Below are 18,558 nucleotides of genomic sequence, written 5' to 3' on the forward strand. Positions count from 1 at the left end.
TTCCGCTTAATCACGCCGCGCTTGTTTCGGAAAATGCACTGTAAATGTCGTCCCTTTTCCGACTGCGCTTTTTACCGTAATATGGCCATGATGTGCTTCCACTAAATGTTTGACAATGGCCAATCCTAAACCAGTCCCGCCGGAATGGCGGCTTCTTGCTTTATCGACACGGTAAAACCGCTCAAAAATGCGGGGAATTTCCGCTTCCTCGATGCCGATCCCTGTATCTTTGACATGAACGAGAGTTTCTTCCTCTTGCTCTTCCGCAATGACTTCGACTTGTCCGCCTTTTGGAGTATACGTTAAAGCATTTGTGATTAAATTGATAAAAATTTGTTTGAGGCGATTTGCATCTCCTTCCATATATATCGATTTTGCCGCGTGCATGCGAAAATCGATGCCTTTTTCTTCCGCTTTCCGCTGGAACATGATGGCAATTTCATGAAGAAGATGCGTCAGATCCACTGTTTCCATGTGAAGCTGAAACTCTTGCTGTTCAATTTTCGATAAATCAAGCAAATCTTGCACCAATGTCTGCAACCGCTCGCTTTCTTTCCAAATAATCGACAGAAAATGCTCCAGCGTCCGTTCATCTTTCATTGCGCCATCCAGCAGCGTTTCGGCAAATCCTTTAATCGATGTTATCGGCGTTTTTAATTCATGCGACACGTTCGCGACAAAATCTTTGCGCATTTGTTCTAGTTTTTTTAGCTCGGTAATATCATGAAAAACAAGAACGATCCCTTTCCATTCGTCGTTCGTTCCGATGATCGGGGCTCCGTATACTTCAAAATGTTTGCGCTCGATCCCTATCGTCAGCAACATTTGTTTCCGGACTTTTGTTTCCTTCATAAAAATTTCATTGACGAGCTGGACGATTTCTTTATGCGCAAACGCTTCTGCATACGGCCGGTATAAATAATCGACCGGGCGAATATGGAAAATTTCTTTAAACGCACGATTAATCAAATTAATATAACCGCGCCTGTCGATGAGAATAAGCCCGCTTCCCACGTTTTCAATCAGCGTATGCAAGCGGTCTGTCTGCATTTCCTGCGCCTTGCTGATTTCTTGTAAATTATGGGCGAGCCGATTAATAGAATGAACGAGCATTCCCGTTTCATTGTATTTTGCATTTGGAACTCTTGCTTTATAGTTCCCTTTTGCCAATTCAAACGCCACTTTCGTCGCCGCTTCAATCGGTTTCATATACTGGTCGGTAATTTTTAGCCCTAACAAAACAATGACAATGATCGCCGTGCCCAAACTGCTAATCAATACTCCCCAAATTTGCTGAGTCACTTTTTTTAACGAATTGGTTGGGGAACTTAAAACGACATACCCCGCGTTTTGGCCGTCTTTGGAAAATGAAACGATATAATAATATACATCGTCAGCTTTTTCAATGATGGAAAATTGGTTTAGCCGGTTTTTATGCAAAATGTCCCGGATAATCCGTTCATGATCTTCATCGCTAATATGGGCAACATGTCCCGTATCAAACAGCGTTTTTTCATTGCTGTCCAATACGGTGATGCGCGACGACAACGCTTCGCTCATTTCCTGCAAATCTGCTCGAATATGATCAAGAGATTCGTTTTTTAATAAAATGGCGACTGTTTTTGCTTCTTTTTCCATTCGTTTATTCATTGTTTCCACATAAAAGTCTTTAAATAATTGCCCAAGCAATATGCCGAGGCAAATTAAAACAGTGACAATTAACGTCACAAGCCCAAATAACAGCCGCGACCGGAAGCTAGTCATTCCGCTTCGGCTCCTCTAGCTTATACCCAAGTCCTCGTATTGTTTTAATATATAAAGGTTTTTTCGTATCCTGTTCAATTTTCTCACGCAAATGGCTGATGTGAACGTCAACAATGCGGGTATCTCCGGCAAAATCGTAATTCCATACCGCGCTTAACAGCTGGTCTCTCGTTAACACCCGGCCTTTATGTTTTGCTAAATAAAGAAGCAGCTCAAATTCTTTTGGCGTCAGCTCAAGCCGCTCTCCGCCAAAATACGCTTCATATTGATCAGGGAAAATTTTTAAATCGCCGATGACAATTTTATCTATCGCTTCCGTTTCTCCGTTAGAAAACTGCGTGCGCCGCAAAATCGCTTTAACCCGCGCTACTACTTCGCGGGGGCTGAACGGCTTCGTCATATAATCATCCGCACCGAGTTCAAGTCCAAGTATTTTATCAAATTCATCATCTTTCGCTGTCAACATTAAAATCGGTGTCATCACTTTCTGCTGGCGCAATTGTTTGCATACTTCCACTCCATCGAGCTTTGGCAGCATTAAATCAAGAATAATAAACTCCGGCCGTTCGGCCGCCACCTTTTCGATCGCTTCCTCACCGTCGTTTGCGGTTACGACCGTAAATCCTGCACGTTCCAAATTGTATGTTAAAAGTGTGACAATCGATTGCTCATCATCAACAACTAATACTTTTTTGCTCATATGCGCCTCCGCCATTCATAAAATATGATTATCCATTTTTATCATACCACAAACAAACAAAAAAACGCCGGACAAATAGGGCGTTTTTTCATTTAAAAATTTTCTAATATGCGGCCATCTAGCGCTGACAGCGCGTTTGCGCTTTTTAAGCACCTTCAGCACTCCTTTTGGAAATCGCTTTCATTTTTTTATGTGACAAAAATTCGGGAATGCTCCCGAATTTTTGCCTTTGCCATTATTCTAATACTTTCATCACGTTTTTCACAGATTCAACTGATTTGGCAAGCGCCGCTTTTTCTTCTTCAGTCAGTTCTAGTTCGATCACTTTTTCAATGCCGTTTCCGCCTAAAATCGTCGGCACGCCTAAATAAATGCCTTCATAGCCGTATTCTCCCTCAAGATAAGCGATCGCTGGAAGAATGCGGCGTTGATCTTTCACAATCGCTTCCACCATTTCCGCAAGCGAAGCAGCCGGAGCGTAATAAGCACTTCCGTTGCCAAGCAAATTCACAATTTCGCCGCCGCCTTTGCGAGTACGCTCAACAATCGCGTCAAGACGATCTTTTGGAATTAATTTTTCAAGCGGAATGCCGCCAGCATAAGAATAACGGACGAGCGGCACCATATCATCGCCGTGGCCGCCTAACACAAAACCAGTCACATCTTTCACGGAAATATTCAATTCTTGCGCAACGAACGTGCGGAAACGGGCCGTATCTAATACGCCGGACTGGCCGATCACACGGTTTTTCGGGAATCCGGATTCTTTAAATACCGTATATGTCATCGCATCGACAGGGTTTGTCAATACGATAATATAGCAATTCGGCGAATATTTCACGACTTCTTTTGTCACTTGTTTCATAATTTTTTGGTTCGTTGTGACAAGATCGTCGCGGCTCATGCCCGGTTTGCGCGCAATCCCCGCCGTAATAATGACGATATCGGAATCGGCAGTATCGGCATAATCAGAAGTGCCGATAATGTTCGCATCAAAGCCGAGCACCGGGCTTGATTCCAGCATGTCTAACGCTTTTCCCTTTGTCGGGTTTTCCAATTGCGGAATATCGACAAGGACAATATCCCCTAATTCTTTTTGCGCTAAAATAAATGCGGTTGTCGCTCCTGTGAATCCTGCTCCGATTATGGAAATTTTTTTGCGTTTCATCGCCCTTCTCCCATCCTCTCGTGTTTTATTCCATATTGCGGATGATTGCGTCAGCGAATTCGGAGCATTTCACTTCAGTAGCGCCTTCCATCAGACGGGCAAAATCGTATGTGACGATTTTGGAAGCAATCGTTTTTTCCAGCGCATCGACGATAAGCTTTGCCGCTTCGTTCCAGCCGAGATGTTCAAACATCATTACACCGGACAAAATGACAGATGACGGATTCACTTTGTCCAAGCCAGCATATTTCGGAGCCGTTCCATGAGTAGCCTCGAAAATCGCATGTCCTGTTTCGTAGTTAATGTTCGCTCCCGGAGCGATACCAATGCCGCCGACTTGCGCTGCCAGCGCGTCAGAAATGTAGTCGCCGTTTAAGTTCATTGTCGCCACAACATCGAACTCACGCGGGCGCGTCAAAATTTGTTGCAAGAAAATATCGGCAATGACGTCTTTGATAATAATTTTTCCAGCTTCTTCTGCTTCCGCCAGCGCTTTATTCGCCGCTTCTTTTCCTTCTGTTTCGACAATGCGGTCATATTGTGCCCATGTAAATACTTTATCGCTAAATTCTTCTTCCGCTAATTCATAGCCCCAATTTTTAAATGCGCCTTCTGTGAATTTCATAATATTTCCTTTATGAACAAGCGTCACCGATTTTCGTCCATGCTCAATCGCATACTTGATAGCGGCGCGCACTAACCGCTTCGTTCCTTGCTCAGAAATTGGCTTAATGCCGATACCAGACGTTTCTGGGAAGCGGATTTTGCGAACGCCCATTTCATTTTGCAAGAAATCAATCACTTTTTTCACTTCTGGCGTTCCTTTTGCATACTCAATTCCTGCGTAAATGTCTTCCGTGTTTTCACGGAAAATGACCATGTCCGTATCTTCAGGGCGTTTCACCGGAGAAGGAACACCTTTAAAATAGCGGACAGGGCGCAAGCAAACGAATAAGTCCAATTCTTGGCGCAGCGCTACGTTCAATGAACGGATGCCGCCGCCGACCGGAGTCGTTAATGGACCTTTAATAGCAATTATGTATTCACGAATCACATCAAGCGTTTCTTGTGGAAGCCACTCGCCGGTTTGCTTGTACGCTTTTTCACCCGCAAGCACTTCTTTCCAAACGATTTTCTTTTCGCCTTTATACGCCTTTTCGACCGCAGCTTCTAACACGCGGGATGCCGCCGCCCAAATGTCCGGTCCTGTCCCGTCTCCTTCAATAAATGGAATAATCGGATTGTTTGGTACGTTTAACACACCATTCGTTACTGTAATTTTTTCCCCTTGCGTCACCATAACAACCTCCAATATATTTTTGTTGTGAAAGGTGAGAATAGAACTATCTTCTCACCTTTTATAAACTAATTTAGCCTCGTTGTTCAATCGGAACATACGTCCGCTTCTCCGGACCTGTATATTCTGCACGCGGACGGATGAGGCGATTGTTATCATATTGTTCCAAAATATGTGCAAGCCATCCAGACATGCGGCTTACGGCAAAAATCGGCGTAAATAGGTCATGGTCAATTCCTAAACAGTGATAAACAGATGCCGAGTAAAAATCAACATTTGGCGGCAGCGATTTTTCAGAAGTGACAATTTCTTCAATTTTTGCCGACATTTCATACCAGTGCGGCTCGCCAACAAGCTTTGTCAATTTTTCAGACATTTTTCTTAAATGTTTCGCGCGCGGATCTCCTTTGCGGTAAACGCGATGGCCAAATCCCATAATTTTTTCTTTATTTTCTAACTTTTTGCGGATATACGGTTCGACGTTATCAATCGTTCCAATTTCTTTCAACATTTTCATTACCGCTTCGTTCGCGCCGCCGTGAAGCGGCCCTTTCAGCGCTCCAATCGCTGCTGTTATGCCGGAATAAACGTCCGACAATGTTGCTACACAAACGCGCGCAGTAAATGTCGACGCATTTAATTCATGGTCGGCATGCAAAACAAGCGCTTTGTCAAACGCTTCCACCGCCGTTTCATTCGGCTCCTCGCCCGTTAACATGTAAAGGAAATTTGCCGCGAATCCTAAATCTTTTCTTGGCTCGACAGGCTCCAATCCTTTTCGTACGCGGGCGAAAGCAGTAACGACCGTAGGAACCTTCGCTTGCAGGCGAATCGCTTTACGATAGTTTGCTTCTTTCGTCATGACATCTGCTTCTTCATCATAAAGCCCTAACATAGAAATCGCTGTCCGCAATGCTGCCATCGGATGGACTTTCTCAATAGGATACATTTTGAAATGTTCAATAATTTCTTTCGGAATTGTCGCATTTTCCGCCAATTGTTGCTTTAATTCTTCCAGCTGTTGTTTCGTCGGAAGCTCACGGTGCCAAAGCAAATACACAACCTCTTCGAACGTAGCGTTTTCAGCTAAATCATCGATGTTATATCCTACGTACGTTAGCGTGTCATCAATAATGGAACTGATGCTTGATGTCGTTGCGACAACCCCTTCAAGACCGCGTGTTACTGTCATCCTGATCTCTCCTTTTCTTAAAAATTCCCCTTCTCCCAATTGCCATAGTAAGATATGAGAGCGAGCGCTTGCTCGAAATAAAGGTAAGAAAATCATGCGCGAGACAAGAACAAAAAGGCAGAAAGTGCTTACATTTTGCATTATTCTTATTATTTCAATAATAATTAATTATAATACTGCTGTCTTCTACTAGAAGTAGAAGGTGGAAAAGGAATAGCGGTAAAGCGCCCATGTCTATATTATAAACAATTATCTGACTTTTGTGAATCAAAAACCACTGATATTCTTTATATTACACAAAAATAACTTAAAAATAGGACATCTTAAAAATATTCTACCACTTTCATCACCATATAAGCAATTCCTGCACCAATCAGCGGCCCGACGGCAACGCCGTGAAAAAGCGAGACGGCAATAATCGTTCCAAATACGAGAGCAGCCGTCATATGCGGATCTGTCGACAATAATGTGACCCCGCCTTTGGCGACCAATGCGACAAAAATTCCTGATAACAGCGCAATCCACGCTGAAAAAGACTGCAATGAAGCTATTAATTCCTTAAATCCAATCTCTCCCGTAGCAATCGGCGCCAATACAGCAATCGTAATGATCGTAACCCCCCACTGAATTCCTTTTTCGTGAATCACAGGCAGCCACTTTTCTTCCAATCCGATCATTTTGATAATCAATAAAACTGCAACGGCAATCATTAATGATTGATTTTTGGCAATCCATCCAATAATAAATAAAATAAGCAAAAACAATATTGGTCCATTCATGGGATTTCTCTTCCTTTCTTTTTTATTCATGTGCCAAGCTTGAAACCTTTCTCTTTGCGCATACGTAATGAAACCTGTAATATATAACTATGGAAAAATTATGGGGGTGAAACATTGTCCCGTCATCACTTATATAGTTTTTTGCGCTTTTTGTTGGTGATCGCTATCGTCGTTCTCGGCGCAATTGCTCTTTATTATGTATCAACAGTGATATACCCGTTTATTATTGCGTTTTTTATCGCATTTTTTATCAATCCGCTTGTCGATTTCCTCGAAACGAAAGCAAAAATGCCAAGATGGCTGGCGGTGGTCGTCACATTAATTGTATTGTTTGCGCTTGTAGCTGGTCTTGTTACTTTGCTGATTGCAGAAATTGTTTCCGGAACGCAATATTTGGCAAATGTCGTGCCAGAGAATTTCCAAAAATTAGTAAAGTACATGGAAACATTTTTCGCTCAGCAAATTATCCCGCTTTATCATGATTTGGCCGCCCTATTTAAAAATTTAGATGCCAGCCAGCAAGATACGATTATGAACAATATCCAAGCAGTAGGCACGCAAATTGCAACGACGGTCGGACAATTTACCCAGCGCGTGCTGCAAAATATTCCGCAGCTGCTCACTTGGCTTCCAAATGCAGCTACCGTCTTTATTTTTTCGCTGCTGGCGACATTTTTCATTAGCAAAGACTGGTACCGCCTTACCGGAATGGTGCAAAAAATTTTGCCAGCCAAAGCGCACAAGAGCGGAAAAAGGGTATTCCTCGATTTAAAGAAGGCGTTATTTGGCTTTATTAAAGCGCAAGCGACGCTGATTTCCATCACAACCGTCATTGTGTTGATCGGATTGTTAATTCTCGGCGTCGATTACGCCATTACCATTGCGCTTATTATTGGGCTTGTCGATATTTTACCATACTTAGGAACGGGAATCGTCTTTGTTCCTTGGATTATTTACGCAGCGATAAGCGGCAATGTACCGTTCGCCATCGGATTAGGCGTGCTTTACATTATCGTGCTCGTTCAGCGGCAAATTATGGAGCCAAAAGTATTATCGTCATCAATCGGACTTGATCCGCTTGCTACGCTGGTAGCGTTGTTTGTCGGATTTAAATTAATCGGTTTTCTCGGGTTAATCGTTGGGCCCGTTACGCTCGTCATCATCCGCACGCTGCACAGCGCCAACGTATTTCGCGATATTTGGAATTTTATTATTGGAAAGCCAGCATCATAAAAATAGGCAAAGAGCCTTTCACCGCATGGAAAGGCTCTTTTTTTCATCTATAAAAGAAAAATGTTTTCGTTTCAAAAAACGACTTCAGCCAACGCGCGACATACGGCTTCACAAAAGACCGGGTAGCAGGAAGAAGAAGAAAAACGCCGACCGCATCTGTCAAAAAACCCGGCATTAATAAAAGCACCCCGCCGATAAATACACAAATTCCGTCGAGAATCGCTCCGCTTGGAAGGCGTCCATAGAAAATTTCCCGTTTTGCTTCTTCCACAACGGCCAACCCCTGCCGCTTTGCGAGCCACACTCCCATCATCCCTGTGAGCATGATAAACGCGACTGTCGGCCATATGCCGATCAGTTTGCCGAAGAGAATAAAGAGCACGATTTCCAAGGCAGGCATAACTATCAACATTCCGATAAGCCATTTCATCTTTATTTCTCCCTTTCGGAAAAAGAATAAAAACAGAGAATTGCTCTCTGTTTTTATTATACCTTATAACACGCTTGCATGCCCTTGATACACGGCGCCAAATCCGGCATCGACTGTAATCTCCTGCCCGTCTTTTAAAATCGATGTCGCGTTTTCTACACCGACAACAACAGGAATGCCGAGGTTTAGACCGACGACTGCGGCGTGGCTCGTTAATCCGCCTTCCTCGGTAATGATCGCCGCCGCTTTCTTCAGCGCTTCCATCATGTCGGCATCCGTGCAGTGCGTTACTAAAATTCCGCCTTCTACCATTTTGTTGATAGCCTCTTCCGCCGTGTTCGCAATAATCACCTTGCCGAACGCAGACTTACGGCCGATTCCTTGGCCTTTCGCGATAATGTCCCCGATCACATGCACTTTCATCAAGTTCGTCGATCCCGTTTCTCCAACTGGAACTCCCGCGGTAATGACGACTAAATCACCATGTTTAACTACTCCTGATTTTATCGCCGCTTCTACGGCAATATCAAGCATTTCATCGGTCGTGTTCACTTGTGGGGCAACTTGCGAATATACTCCCCATATGAGCGCCAATTTACGCGATACCGATTCGTCGGCAGTAACCGCTACAATCGGTGCTTTCGGGCGGTATTTTGACACCATGCCTGCTGTTCTCCCGCTCACCGTCGGCGTTACAATTGCAGCCACGTCAAGATTCAGCGCCGTATGCGCAACAGACTGGCCAATTGCATCGGTAATCGTCGTCGCGCTCTCTTTTGTCCGTTGTGCTAATAGTTCCCGGTATTGCAGCGCTTGTTCTGTGCGCAAAGCAATTTGGTGCATGGTTTTAACCGCTTCTACCGGATAGTGTCCGGCCGCTGTTTCTCCAGATAACATCACCGCATCTGTTCCATCGAAAATCGCATTCGCGACATCGCTTGCCTCTGCCCGCGTCGGTCTTGGGTTACGCTGCATTGAATCAAGCATTTGTGTAGCCGTAATAACCGGTTTACCAAGCATATTGCATTTTTTGATCAGCACTTTTTGGATAAGCGGCACTTCTTCAGCTGGAATTTCCACGCCAAGGTCGCCGCGCGCCACCATAAGCCCATCCGCGACTTCTAAAATTTCATCAATATTATCAACGCCTTCTTGATTTTCGATTTTAGCAATGATTTGAATATGAAGCGCGTCGTTTGCCTCAAGCAGTTCACGGATTTCTAATATGTCAGAAGCGCGGCGCACAAATGAAGCAGCGATAAAATCAATGCCTTGCTCGATGCCAAACAAAATGTCTTGGCGGTCTTTTTCTGTAATGCCCGGCAAATTGACGCGAACCCCAGGCACGTTAACTCCTTTTTTGTTTTTCAGCACGCCGCCATTTAATACTTTTGTCACGATTTCGCGCGCTTGCCGATCAACCGAAATCACTTCTAACCCGATTAAACCGTCATCGAGAAGAATTTTTGCCCCAGGAGCGACATCATCAACTAGCTTTTCATACGTAACGGAAATTTTCTCCGGTGTCCCAAGCACTTCTTGCATCGAAATGACAAGCTGTTCTCCTTCTTTTAGCTCAATCGCTCCGTTTTCCATATTATGTGTGCGAATTTCCGGGCCTTTTGTGTCTAAAAGGATCGCTACTGTTTTTCCTGTCCGTTTTACCGCTTCGCGAATGTTTTGAATGCGGCGTCCATGTTCTGCATAATCGCCGTGGGAAAAATTCAAACGTGCCACGTTCATTCCAGCATTGATCAATTCCACAAGCCTGTCCACGCTTTCGCTAGCAGGACCAATCGTGCAAACGATTTTCGTTTTCCGCATCATCCTTGTTTCTTCCTTTCCACCGGGAATATACTAAATGGATAGCTCTTTTGACAACAAATACATTTTTTGATCAATAGTATGTTTGTTGGCCAACGCTTCCGCAATATCATGGTCGACAAGCTGATTATTTTGGATGCCAACGCAGCGGCCGCCTTTGCCTTCTAATAATAGTTCTACTGCCCGAGCACCTAAACGGCTGGCCAACACGCGGTCAAATGCGGTTGGAGAACCACCGCGCTGCACATGCCCCAGTACGGTAACGCGCGTTTCAAACCCTGTCGCTTCTTGAATTTTCTTGCCAAATTCGACCCCGCTTCCGACACCTTCGGCAACGATAATAATGCTATGCTTTTTGCCGCGTTCATGTCCGCGTTTTAACCGAGCAATAACATCATCCATATCGTAATCAGCTTCTGGAATCAAAATCGTTTCCGCCCCTCCGGCAAGCCCTGACCATAACGCAATATCCCCGGCGTGGCGTCCCATTACTTCAATTACATATGTCCGTTCATGTGATGTAGCGGTATCGCGAATTTTGTCGATCGCGTCAATTACAGTATTTAACGCCGTGTCAAATCCAATCGTAAAATCCGTTCCAGGAATGTCATTGTCAATCGTTCCCGGCACTCCGACACAAGGAAAACCGTGCTCTGTTAGCTTTTTCGCTCCTTGGTAGGAACCGTCCCCACCAATCACGACTAATCCCTCGATGCCGTATTTTTTCAATTGTTCAATCCCTTTTAACTGCCCCTCTTCTGTCTTAAATTCCGGACAGCGCGCCGTATACAGTATCGTTCCCCCGCGGTGGATGATGTCGCCGACATCTCCCACTTCCAACTTTTTTATTTTTCCAGCGATTAAACCAGCATACCCATGGTACACTCCATATACTTCTACTCCATGGTAAATCGCCTTGCGGACGACGGCGCGGATCGCCGCATTCATACCTGGTGAATCTCCGCCACTTGTTAATACACCTATACGTTTCATGTTGCCACCTCAATTCGTTCATTATTTCACAAATCATCAAAATGTCCGACCTCATACGTCAAACTCCACCAACATTCTATAAAATAACACGAAGCATAAAAGAACACAATAGACAAGCGGATAAATTATTTATGAAAAAATGGTTAACAATGTAGCAAAGCTGTCTCTAAGATGAGACAGCCTTGCTTTTATTTTACCCGAAGATTGTCGCGAAAAAACGTAAACTGCCCGATTTGTTTAAATTTTTCATATCGTTGGCGAACGAGCGCTTCGCCGTCCAGCTTTAGCAGCTGCGTTAGCGATCGTTTCAACACTTTATCGATTTCCGCCGCCTGCTGGTCGGCATCTCGGTGGGCGCCGCCGCGAACTTCTGGAATAATTTCGTCAATAACGCCAAGTTCTTTCAAATCGTTCGCTGTAATTTTCATCGTTTCCGCCGCACGCCGGGCAAGCGCCGCATCTTTCCACAAAATCGCCGCGGCTCCTTCAGGGGAAATAACGGAATAAGTCGAATTTTCCAGCATATGAATATGGTTGCCGACACCAAGCGCAAGCGCTCCGCCACTTCCACCTTCCCCAATCACGATGCAAACAATCGGTACCGTAAGCCCGGCCATTTCAAACAAGTTTCTAGCGATCGCCTCGCTTTGCCCGCGCTCTTCCGCCGCTTTTCCCGGATACGCCCCTTTCGTGTCAATAAAGCAAATGATTGGCCGGCGGAATTTTTCCGCTTGTTTCATCAAACGCAGCGCTTTTCGATATCCTTCCGGATGCGGCATTCCAAAATTGCGCCGAATATTTTCTTTTGTATCTTTCCCGCGCTGATGGCCTATGACCGTTACAGGCAGGCCATCATACTTGGCGATTCCTCCGACAATTGCTTCATCATCCCCAAAACAGCGGTCTCCATGGCACTCTAAAAAATGGGTAAACAATCGCTCAATATAATCAAGCGTTGTCGGACGGTTCGGGTGACGCGCGATTTGCACGCGATCCCATGGAGTTAAATTTGCGTATATGTCGTTTTCCAATTTGGCAAGGCGCGCTTCCAATTTGGCAATTTCCGAAGAAAGATCTACGTCCGCAGTTTTCATAAATTCTTTTAACTCGCTAATTTTTTTGCGCAGCTCTATAAGCGGCTTTTCAAATTCTAGCTCTGCCACCATCCGTGTTCCCCTCCCTGTTGATGAATGTCGAGCACGGTCGTTAATGTATCTTTTAAATCATGGCGATGAATGACGGCATCAAGCTGGCCATGCTTTAATAAAAACTCCGCCGTTTGAAAATCTTCTGGAAGCTCCTCACGCACGGTTTGTTCAATGACGCGGCGGCCCGCAAAGCCAATGAGTGCTCCCGGCTCGGCAAAATTATAATCCCCTAATGAGGCAAAGCTTGCCGACACTCCGCCTGTCGTTGGATGCGTCATTACTGAAATGATAAGCCCTCCCTCATTGCTAAACAGTTTAAGGGCGGCGCTCGTTTTTGCCATTTGCATTAAACTTAATACCCCTTCCTGCATGCGCGCTCCTCCAGACGCGGTAAAAATAAGAAACGGCACGTGGCGTTCCCTCGCTTTTTCAATCGCTCGCGTTATTTTTTCCCCGACAACAGATCCCATGCTTCCCATGCGAAACGCCGGATCCATGACGGCGATGACAAGCGGGTGCCCGTTTAGCGTTCCTTCGCCGGTGATGACCGCTTCGTTTAAATTGGATTTGCGGCGATCTTCTTCCAGCTTTTCCATATATCCCGGAAACTGCAACGGATTGACGGACACCATATCGGCATCATACTCATGAAAACTTCCTTCATCTAACAAACTATTAATCCGCTCGCGGGACGGCATCGTATGATGATAGCCGCAGCTCATGCAAACCCGTAAATTTTTGATCAGTTCCTTCGTGTACATAATCTTTTTGCACTTTGGACATTTCGTCATAATCCCTTCTGGAACTTCATGTCTCACTTGTTCGGAAGGAATTGATGCATATTTTTTCTTTTTAGTAAATAAATCTTTCCACATGAGGCGCTTCCTCCTTCGCATTGTCGCTCTACCAACTACTACTGTATCGGAAATAAGCTGCGCTTTTTGTAAAAAGGCGTCATCTTTCTTTCGACAACGGGCTTTGCCGATCGGTTTCCCATAATGTTATAACAGCGGCAACGTCCCGCTTAGCAAACGCGTTTAACATCTGTTCATAAAAGTGATCTGGAAATGACATAATGCCATGGATCGTTTGAAAAAAGTCATGAAGCACGCGCCAAATCCGCTCAAGTAAATAGTTTTGCGCAGCCGCCGTCACCCATTGGAAAAAAAGCTCGTAATTGATCGTTTTTTGGCGGATCATTTTTTCAAGGTGAGCGAATTCTTGTTCTGTCCAACGCTGGCAGGCAAGCTGCAAACAAAGTCGCTCAATAAGCCATTTCGTTTCTGCTAAATCTTCTTTTGCACGTTCATCTTGCAAAATAAACATTCCAAGCAAATCAATCAGCCGATGATTCCCCACTTCTTTGATATACGTTCCTTCTCCCCGCCGCGTTTCAATTAAACCGAGGAATTCCAGCGCCCGCAACGCTTCCCTTACGGAAGAACGTCCGACCTGCAGGCGCTCCGAAAGTTCGCGTTCGGAAGGAAGCTTATCTCCGGCGACAAGCCCGTCCGCTTTGATCATCTTCCGAATTTGTTCGAGCGTTTCTATATACACTTTCGCGTCTTTGACTTGTTATCCCTCCCTGCTCGCTTCCTTATATGGTTTTCGCGGCACCAGTGCCGCTACAAAACGATTCATTTTTTTCCTTTGTTTTCCTTCACTGGTCTGACCACCTAATGTTTATACAATATAACAAAATTGAAAAATAGTAAAGAAACATCATTTTACTACAATATGATCATCGCCTAGCAGCGCCTTCAACGCGGCGATGCACTCATCCGTTAATTCCACATTATACTCTTCCGAAAGCTTCACCATCTTTTGTTCTTGTTCGTAATATAAAAACACAGGAGTGTTTCCGTGATGCTTTTGCAACAGCTCTTTTAACGCAAACAATGTTCCAGCGGCGATCTGCTCCGGATCAATTTTTATGTAAAGCGCCGCGGCGAGCGCTGGAGCCAACACTTTGCGAATAACGAATTGCGGCTTTCCCGCACGAATCTCTACTTTTCCTTCCAATAATTGCACTTCCCCTTTTTTTAAAACAGAAGCATAACGGCGATATACATCAGGAAACGCAACCGCGTCCATTTCCCCGCTTTCATCGCTTATCGTCAAAAATGACATTTCCTCGCCTTTTTTCGTGCGGGTCTTTCTCTCTTGCGCAATATACACTCCGGCTTTAACAAGGCGGTCCGCTTTTTCTCTTATTATGCTCATCACCGGCCGCGCTCCCGCCAAACGAAACATTTTCCGGTGGGCAGATGTTGGATGCGGAGAAACATAAACACCGAGCAGTTCTTTTTCATGCATTAACTTTTCTTCCAGCGAAAAGGCGGGAGCTTCAACATATTTCGGCTTCAGCGATATATCGGAAAACATTCCCTCTTCGACATACGGGCCGACAAGCTGCGCATGCTCTAAAGCGACATCTATGCTCGCCAACAGCGCCGCTCTTTCGACGCCAAATTCATCAAAGCATCCGGATAAAACCAAAGATTCGATCGTTTTTCGGTTGATTCCCTTTCCAAATAAGCGGACACAAAAATCAAAAAAGTCGGAGAAAGGCCCTTTTTTCCGCTCTTGCACAATCGCTTTCACCGCCGCTGCTCCAACGTGTTTAACCGCAGCCAGACTGTAGCGGATCTTTCCCTGCTCAACCGAAAAAGAATAGCGGCTTTGATTCACGGAAGGCGGCAGCAATTCGATCCGCTTTTGCCTTGCTTCATAAATATATAAAGCCACTTTTTCCTCGTCGCCGATCACGCTCGTTAACAGCGCCGCGTAGAAATAAAGCGGGTAATGAGCTTTTAAATAGGCAAGCTGGTAAGAAAGCATGCTATAAGCGACGGCATGGCTCCGGTTAAATCCGTAGTCGGCAAAGCGGACGATCATATCATATAGATCGTTGGCAAACGATTCGTCATAACCTTTTTCCATACAGCCTTTTATAAACGCATTCCGCTGCTGATCCAAAATTTCTTTTTTCTTTTTCGCAACCGCCCGGCGCAACAAATCTGCTTTGCCTAGCGAAAATCCCGCGATCTTGGCAGCAATTTGCATAATTTGCTCTTGATAAATAAGGACGCCGTATGTCGGCGCTAAAATCGGCGCCAAATCTGGATGAAGATAAGCAGCTTTTTCTTCTCCGTGCTTTCTTCTTATATACGAAGGGATGTAATCGATCGGGCCCGGTCGGTACAGCGCGTTCACCGCCACGATATCCTCGAATTGCGACGGCTTTAGCTGTTTTAACACGCGCTTCATGCCATCGGACTCTAACTGAAAAATTCCATTTGTGTCCCCCTCGCTCACTAATTCATACGTCTTGCGGTCATGAAGCGGGATCTCCCGCACATCGATCGTTTCGCCCGTTTGCTGCCGAATAAGGCGGCATATATGTTCAAGCAATGTTAATGTGCGCAAGCCAAGAAAATCCATCTTTAATAGACCGAGCCGCTCCAACACATCCATCGGATATTGCGTTAAATATAATTCGCCATGCCCTTGTTGCAACGGAACGATTTGCGAAAGCGGCTCGCTGCTAATGATCACACCAGCCGCGTGCGTCGAGGTATGGCGCGGAAGCCCTTCCACTTTCATTGCCGTGGCAACCCATCGTTTAATCAAAGCGGAAGACTGGACTGCTTGGCGAAAAGCAGCCGATTGATCATATGCTTCTTGAATCGTAATTCCGTGTTTGTTAGGAACGTGCTTTAGGATGCTTGCCATCTCTTTCGCATCGATCTGCAACACTTTTCCAATGTCGCGAAGGGCCGCCTTGGCGCCGAACGTGCCGAACGTGATGATTTGCGCCACATATTGTTGTCCGTACTTATTGGCAACGTATTGAATGACTTCTTCGCGCCGGTCATCCGGAAAATCAATATCGATATCTGGCATCGACACACGTTCCGGATTTAAAAACCGCTCGAATAAGAGGCCGTATTGAATCGGATCAACGTTTGTTATATAAAGCGTGTATGCTACAAGCGACCCTGCCGCCGATCCTCGCCCAGGCCCTGTGACAATCCCTTGTTTTCTGGCGAAATTCATAAAATCCCAAACGATCAAAAAATAGTCGCTGAACCCCATTTGCCGAATAACACTAAGTTCATATTCGAGCCGTTCCCTGTAACGGTCAGAAGGAGAAGGCACCCGTTCATGTAGCCCTTCCATGCAAAGGCGGCGCAAATAATCGTCAGCGCTTTCCTTCGTTGGCACGGGATATTTCGGCAGCTTCAGCGAGCCAAATTCAATGTCAAGATGGCATTGTTCCGCGATTTTCCCGCTGTTTTCCACCGCCGCAGGCAAATCGGAAAACCGCTCCGTCATTTCTTCTGGCGGTGTTAAATACCGCTCCCCCGCTGCCGCAGTCTCGGTTTCTATTACAGTCCCTTGTTTTACCGCCAATAAACAACGGTGCACAAACGCGTCTTCTTTTTCGATATATTGAACGTCATTCGTCGCCACAAGCGGTGTATTCGTTTCTTCCCCTAACTCAATCAATTGCTGTTCATACGGCTCTTTCCGCTTATTTTCCCCGCGCTGCACAGAAAGGTAAAAGTTCTCCCCAAAAATTTGCTTATACCGTTCTAATACTTGCTTTGCTTTTATTATTTCGCTATGGGCAAGCAATGTTTCAATTTGCCCGCTTTTTCCCGGGGTTAGCGCAATTAATCCGCTGCGGTAATGCCATAGCCATTTTTCGGGAATTCCTTCGCGTGTTTTCGTTTGAATTGTACTGCTAATTTTCATTAAATGTTGGTAGCCTGTTTCATTTTTTGCCAATAAAACGAGCGGATATGCCTCTTCCCCTTCAAGCACAATGTCCGTGATCATCCCAATAATCGGCTGAATGCCGTTACGTTTGCATTCTATGTAAAAAGGAATCGCTCCGTACAATACATTTTCATCGGTTAATGCTAACGCAGGAAATTGCAAGTCTTTCGCTTTTTTGACTAAATCATTGATTTTTGCTGGGCTTGTTAGCAGGCTATAGCAGCTGCGAACATGAAGGTGAACAAACGACAACGCTCTCCCTCCTTTTCCTTCATTATAGTGGACAAAACTTTTTCGTTGCAAAACATACTCTTTTCGGTTCGCCCATATACATAGTAAAAGAAAGGGTGGGACGAGGATGAACGAAAAAATAGCATTTTTGCCCGCATTTATCCAAAGCTATTTTATTGCCGCCGGCGTGTTGCTTGGCGGTGCGATGGTCGGGGCGCTCGGCGCGTTTTTAAGCGGGGAACAGCCGCTTACGGCAATGTATCGGTTTGCTGGTGATTTGCGAATTTGGGCTGTTGTCGCCGCCATCGGGGGGACATTCGACACGTTTTATATGGTGGAACGGGGCTTCTTTTTCGGGGAAACTCGCGACATTATTAAACAGTTTCTGCTTATTCTTTCCGCGATGGGAGGCGCACAAACAGGGGTTACCATCATTACTTGGCTGACGCAGGAGCATATTTCTTCATGAGAATTCCTCCTTATTACCGCTATCCAACATGGCAGCGTTTTTTTGCCGGAGCCGCGGTCGGAGCGCTCATCAGCTGGTTTGTGTTTTTACATTTATTCGGCGTTTTGCAAGATAAACAAGTTCGCCAAATCATTGAACTTCAAGACAAAATTGCCGATTTGGAAAACGAAATCCGCATTTGGCAGGAAGACTACGTAAAAATAAATAAAATAAACAAAAAAAAATTGACCGTCCAAGACATTTCCATTCACTTAGTCAATGCCGAACAATACAAACTCGACTCTTACACGACGTTTCGTATTGAAGAAAGCGTTAAAGAAGATGTTTCCCATCTTATCGCGAAAGATATCGAAACAGTTTACAATGGCAGGGAATTGTTAAAGCGAGCGATTGAAAATAAAACATATACCATTAATGAACAAACATATAAGCTGGAAATATATCAGCTCTTTTTATTTACAACATTATCGATCGAGCTAAAACTTAAGCCCGTTTCTTCGCCGTCATAAAAAAATGTCCCGGACTTTTTTCTGTACCGGGACATT

At 45.0% G+C, this 18,558-nt stretch carries 16 protein-coding genes; 3 read left to right on the forward strand and 13 right to left on the reverse strand.

Going from position 1 to position 18,558, the window contains the following annotated elements:
- Positions 1–6: 6 nt before the first annotated feature.
- The 6 genes from pnpS to AOT13_RS18155 all read right to left on the reverse strand — a co-directional run bounded on the left by pnpS (position 7) and on the right by AOT13_RS18155 (position 6,900).
- Entirely contained in the window at positions 7–1,764 is a 1,758-nt protein-coding gene (pnpS, locus tag AOT13_RS18130; protein WP_013400245.1) for a two-component system histidine kinase PnpS, read from the reverse strand.
- Positions 1,757–2,464: a response regulator transcription factor gene (locus AOT13_RS18135; protein ID WP_003248668.1), complete on the reverse strand. Its 708-nt coding sequence runs from the start codon at positions 2,462–2,464 to the stop codon at positions 1,757–1,759. Before AOT13_RS18135 ends, pnpS begins: the two co-directional genes overlap by 8 nt.
- Positions 2,465–2,699: 235 nt before the next feature.
- A complete protein-coding gene (mdh, locus tag AOT13_RS18140) occupies positions 2,700–3,632 on the reverse strand; it encodes a malate dehydrogenase (protein WP_003248666.1) in 933 nt (310 codons plus the stop codon).
- 25 nt (positions 3,633–3,657) lie between these two features.
- Positions 3,658–4,932: an NADP-dependent isocitrate dehydrogenase gene (icd, locus tag AOT13_RS18145; RefSeq protein WP_173662685.1), complete on the reverse strand. Its 1,275-nt coding sequence runs from the start codon at positions 4,930–4,932 to the stop codon at positions 3,658–3,660.
- Positions 4,933–5,002: 70 nt separating this feature from the next.
- Positions 5,003–6,121 carry a citrate synthase gene (citZ, locus tag AOT13_RS18150; RefSeq protein WP_003248663.1) on the reverse strand — a complete coding sequence of 373 codons (1,119 nt, stop codon included), beginning with the start codon at positions 6,119–6,121 and terminating at the stop codon, positions 5,003–5,005.
- A gap of 323 nt (positions 6,122–6,444) precedes the next feature.
- Positions 6,445–6,900 carry a DUF441 domain-containing protein gene (locus AOT13_RS18155; RefSeq protein ID WP_013400243.1) on the reverse strand — a complete coding sequence of 152 codons (456 nt, stop codon included), beginning with the start codon at positions 6,898–6,900 and terminating at the stop codon, positions 6,445–6,447.
- Positions 6,901–7,014: 114 nt separating this feature from the next.
- On the opposite strand from AOT13_RS18155, the gene ytvI reads away from it, so the two are divergent.
- Positions 7,015–8,133 carry a sporulation integral membrane protein YtvI gene (gene ytvI, locus AOT13_RS18160; RefSeq protein ID WP_042384468.1) on the forward strand — a complete coding sequence of 373 codons (1,119 nt, stop codon included), beginning with the start codon at positions 7,015–7,017 and terminating at the stop codon, positions 8,131–8,133.
- A gap of 43 nt (positions 8,134–8,176) precedes the next feature.
- Here ytvI and AOT13_RS18165 read toward each other — a convergent pair whose 3' ends face one another.
- From AOT13_RS18165 to dnaE, 7 genes are all read right to left on the reverse strand, one after another.
- A complete protein-coding gene (locus AOT13_RS18165; RefSeq protein WP_042384466.1) occupies positions 8,177–8,563 on the reverse strand; it encodes an FxsA family protein in 387 nt (128 codons plus the stop codon).
- Between the two features lie 63 nt (positions 8,564–8,626).
- Positions 8,627–10,390: a pyruvate kinase gene (gene pyk / locus AOT13_RS18170; protein WP_013400241.1), complete on the reverse strand. Its 1,764-nt coding sequence runs from the start codon at positions 10,388–10,390 to the stop codon at positions 8,627–8,629.
- 30 nt (positions 10,391–10,420) lie between these two features.
- Positions 10,421–11,380: a 6-phosphofructokinase gene (pfkA, locus tag AOT13_RS18175; protein ID WP_003248656.1), complete on the reverse strand. Its 960-nt coding sequence runs from the start codon at positions 11,378–11,380 to the stop codon at positions 10,421–10,423.
- Between the two features lie 188 nt (positions 11,381–11,568).
- Positions 11,569–12,546 carry an acetyl-CoA carboxylase carboxyl transferase subunit alpha gene (gene accA / locus AOT13_RS18180; RefSeq protein WP_003248654.1) on the reverse strand — a complete coding sequence of 326 codons (978 nt, stop codon included), beginning with the start codon at positions 12,544–12,546 and terminating at the stop codon, positions 11,569–11,571.
- Positions 12,531–13,403, reverse strand: a complete 873-nt coding sequence (gene accD / locus AOT13_RS18185) for an acetyl-CoA carboxylase, carboxyltransferase subunit beta (RefSeq protein WP_003248653.1) — start codon at positions 13,401–13,403, stop codon at positions 12,531–12,533. Before accD ends, accA begins: the two co-directional genes overlap by 16 nt.
- Positions 13,404–13,482: 79 nt before the next feature.
- Positions 13,483–14,085 carry a FadR/GntR family transcriptional regulator gene (locus tag AOT13_RS18190; protein WP_042384462.1) on the reverse strand — a complete coding sequence of 201 codons (603 nt, stop codon included), beginning with the start codon at positions 14,083–14,085 and terminating at the stop codon, positions 13,483–13,485.
- Positions 14,086–14,250: 165 nt separating this feature from the next.
- Positions 14,251–17,565, reverse strand: a complete 3,315-nt coding sequence (dnaE, locus tag AOT13_RS18195) for a DNA polymerase III subunit alpha (protein ID WP_042384460.1) — start codon at positions 17,563–17,565, stop codon at positions 14,251–14,253.
- Positions 17,566–17,671: 106 nt separating this feature from the next.
- Between dnaE and ytrH the strand changes: the two genes are divergently transcribed.
- Together ytrH and ytrI are read left to right on the forward strand one after the other, a co-directional pair.
- Positions 17,672–18,013 carry a sporulation membrane protein YtrH gene (gene ytrH / locus AOT13_RS18200; protein ID WP_003248647.1) on the forward strand — a complete coding sequence of 114 codons (342 nt, stop codon included), beginning with the start codon at positions 17,672–17,674 and terminating at the stop codon, positions 18,011–18,013.
- Positions 18,010–18,522, forward strand: coding sequence for a sporulation membrane protein YtrI (ytrI, locus tag AOT13_RS18205; RefSeq protein ID WP_003248646.1), 513 nt, complete (start codon positions 18,010–18,012; stop codon positions 18,520–18,522). Before ytrH ends, ytrI begins: the two co-directional genes overlap by 4 nt.
- The last annotated feature ends 36 nt before the right edge of the window (positions 18,523–18,558 follow it).

Source organism: Parageobacillus thermoglucosidasius (assembly GCF_001295365.1).
Taxonomy (GTDB): Bacteria; Bacillota; Bacilli; order Bacillales; family Anoxybacillaceae; genus Parageobacillus; species Parageobacillus thermoglucosidasius.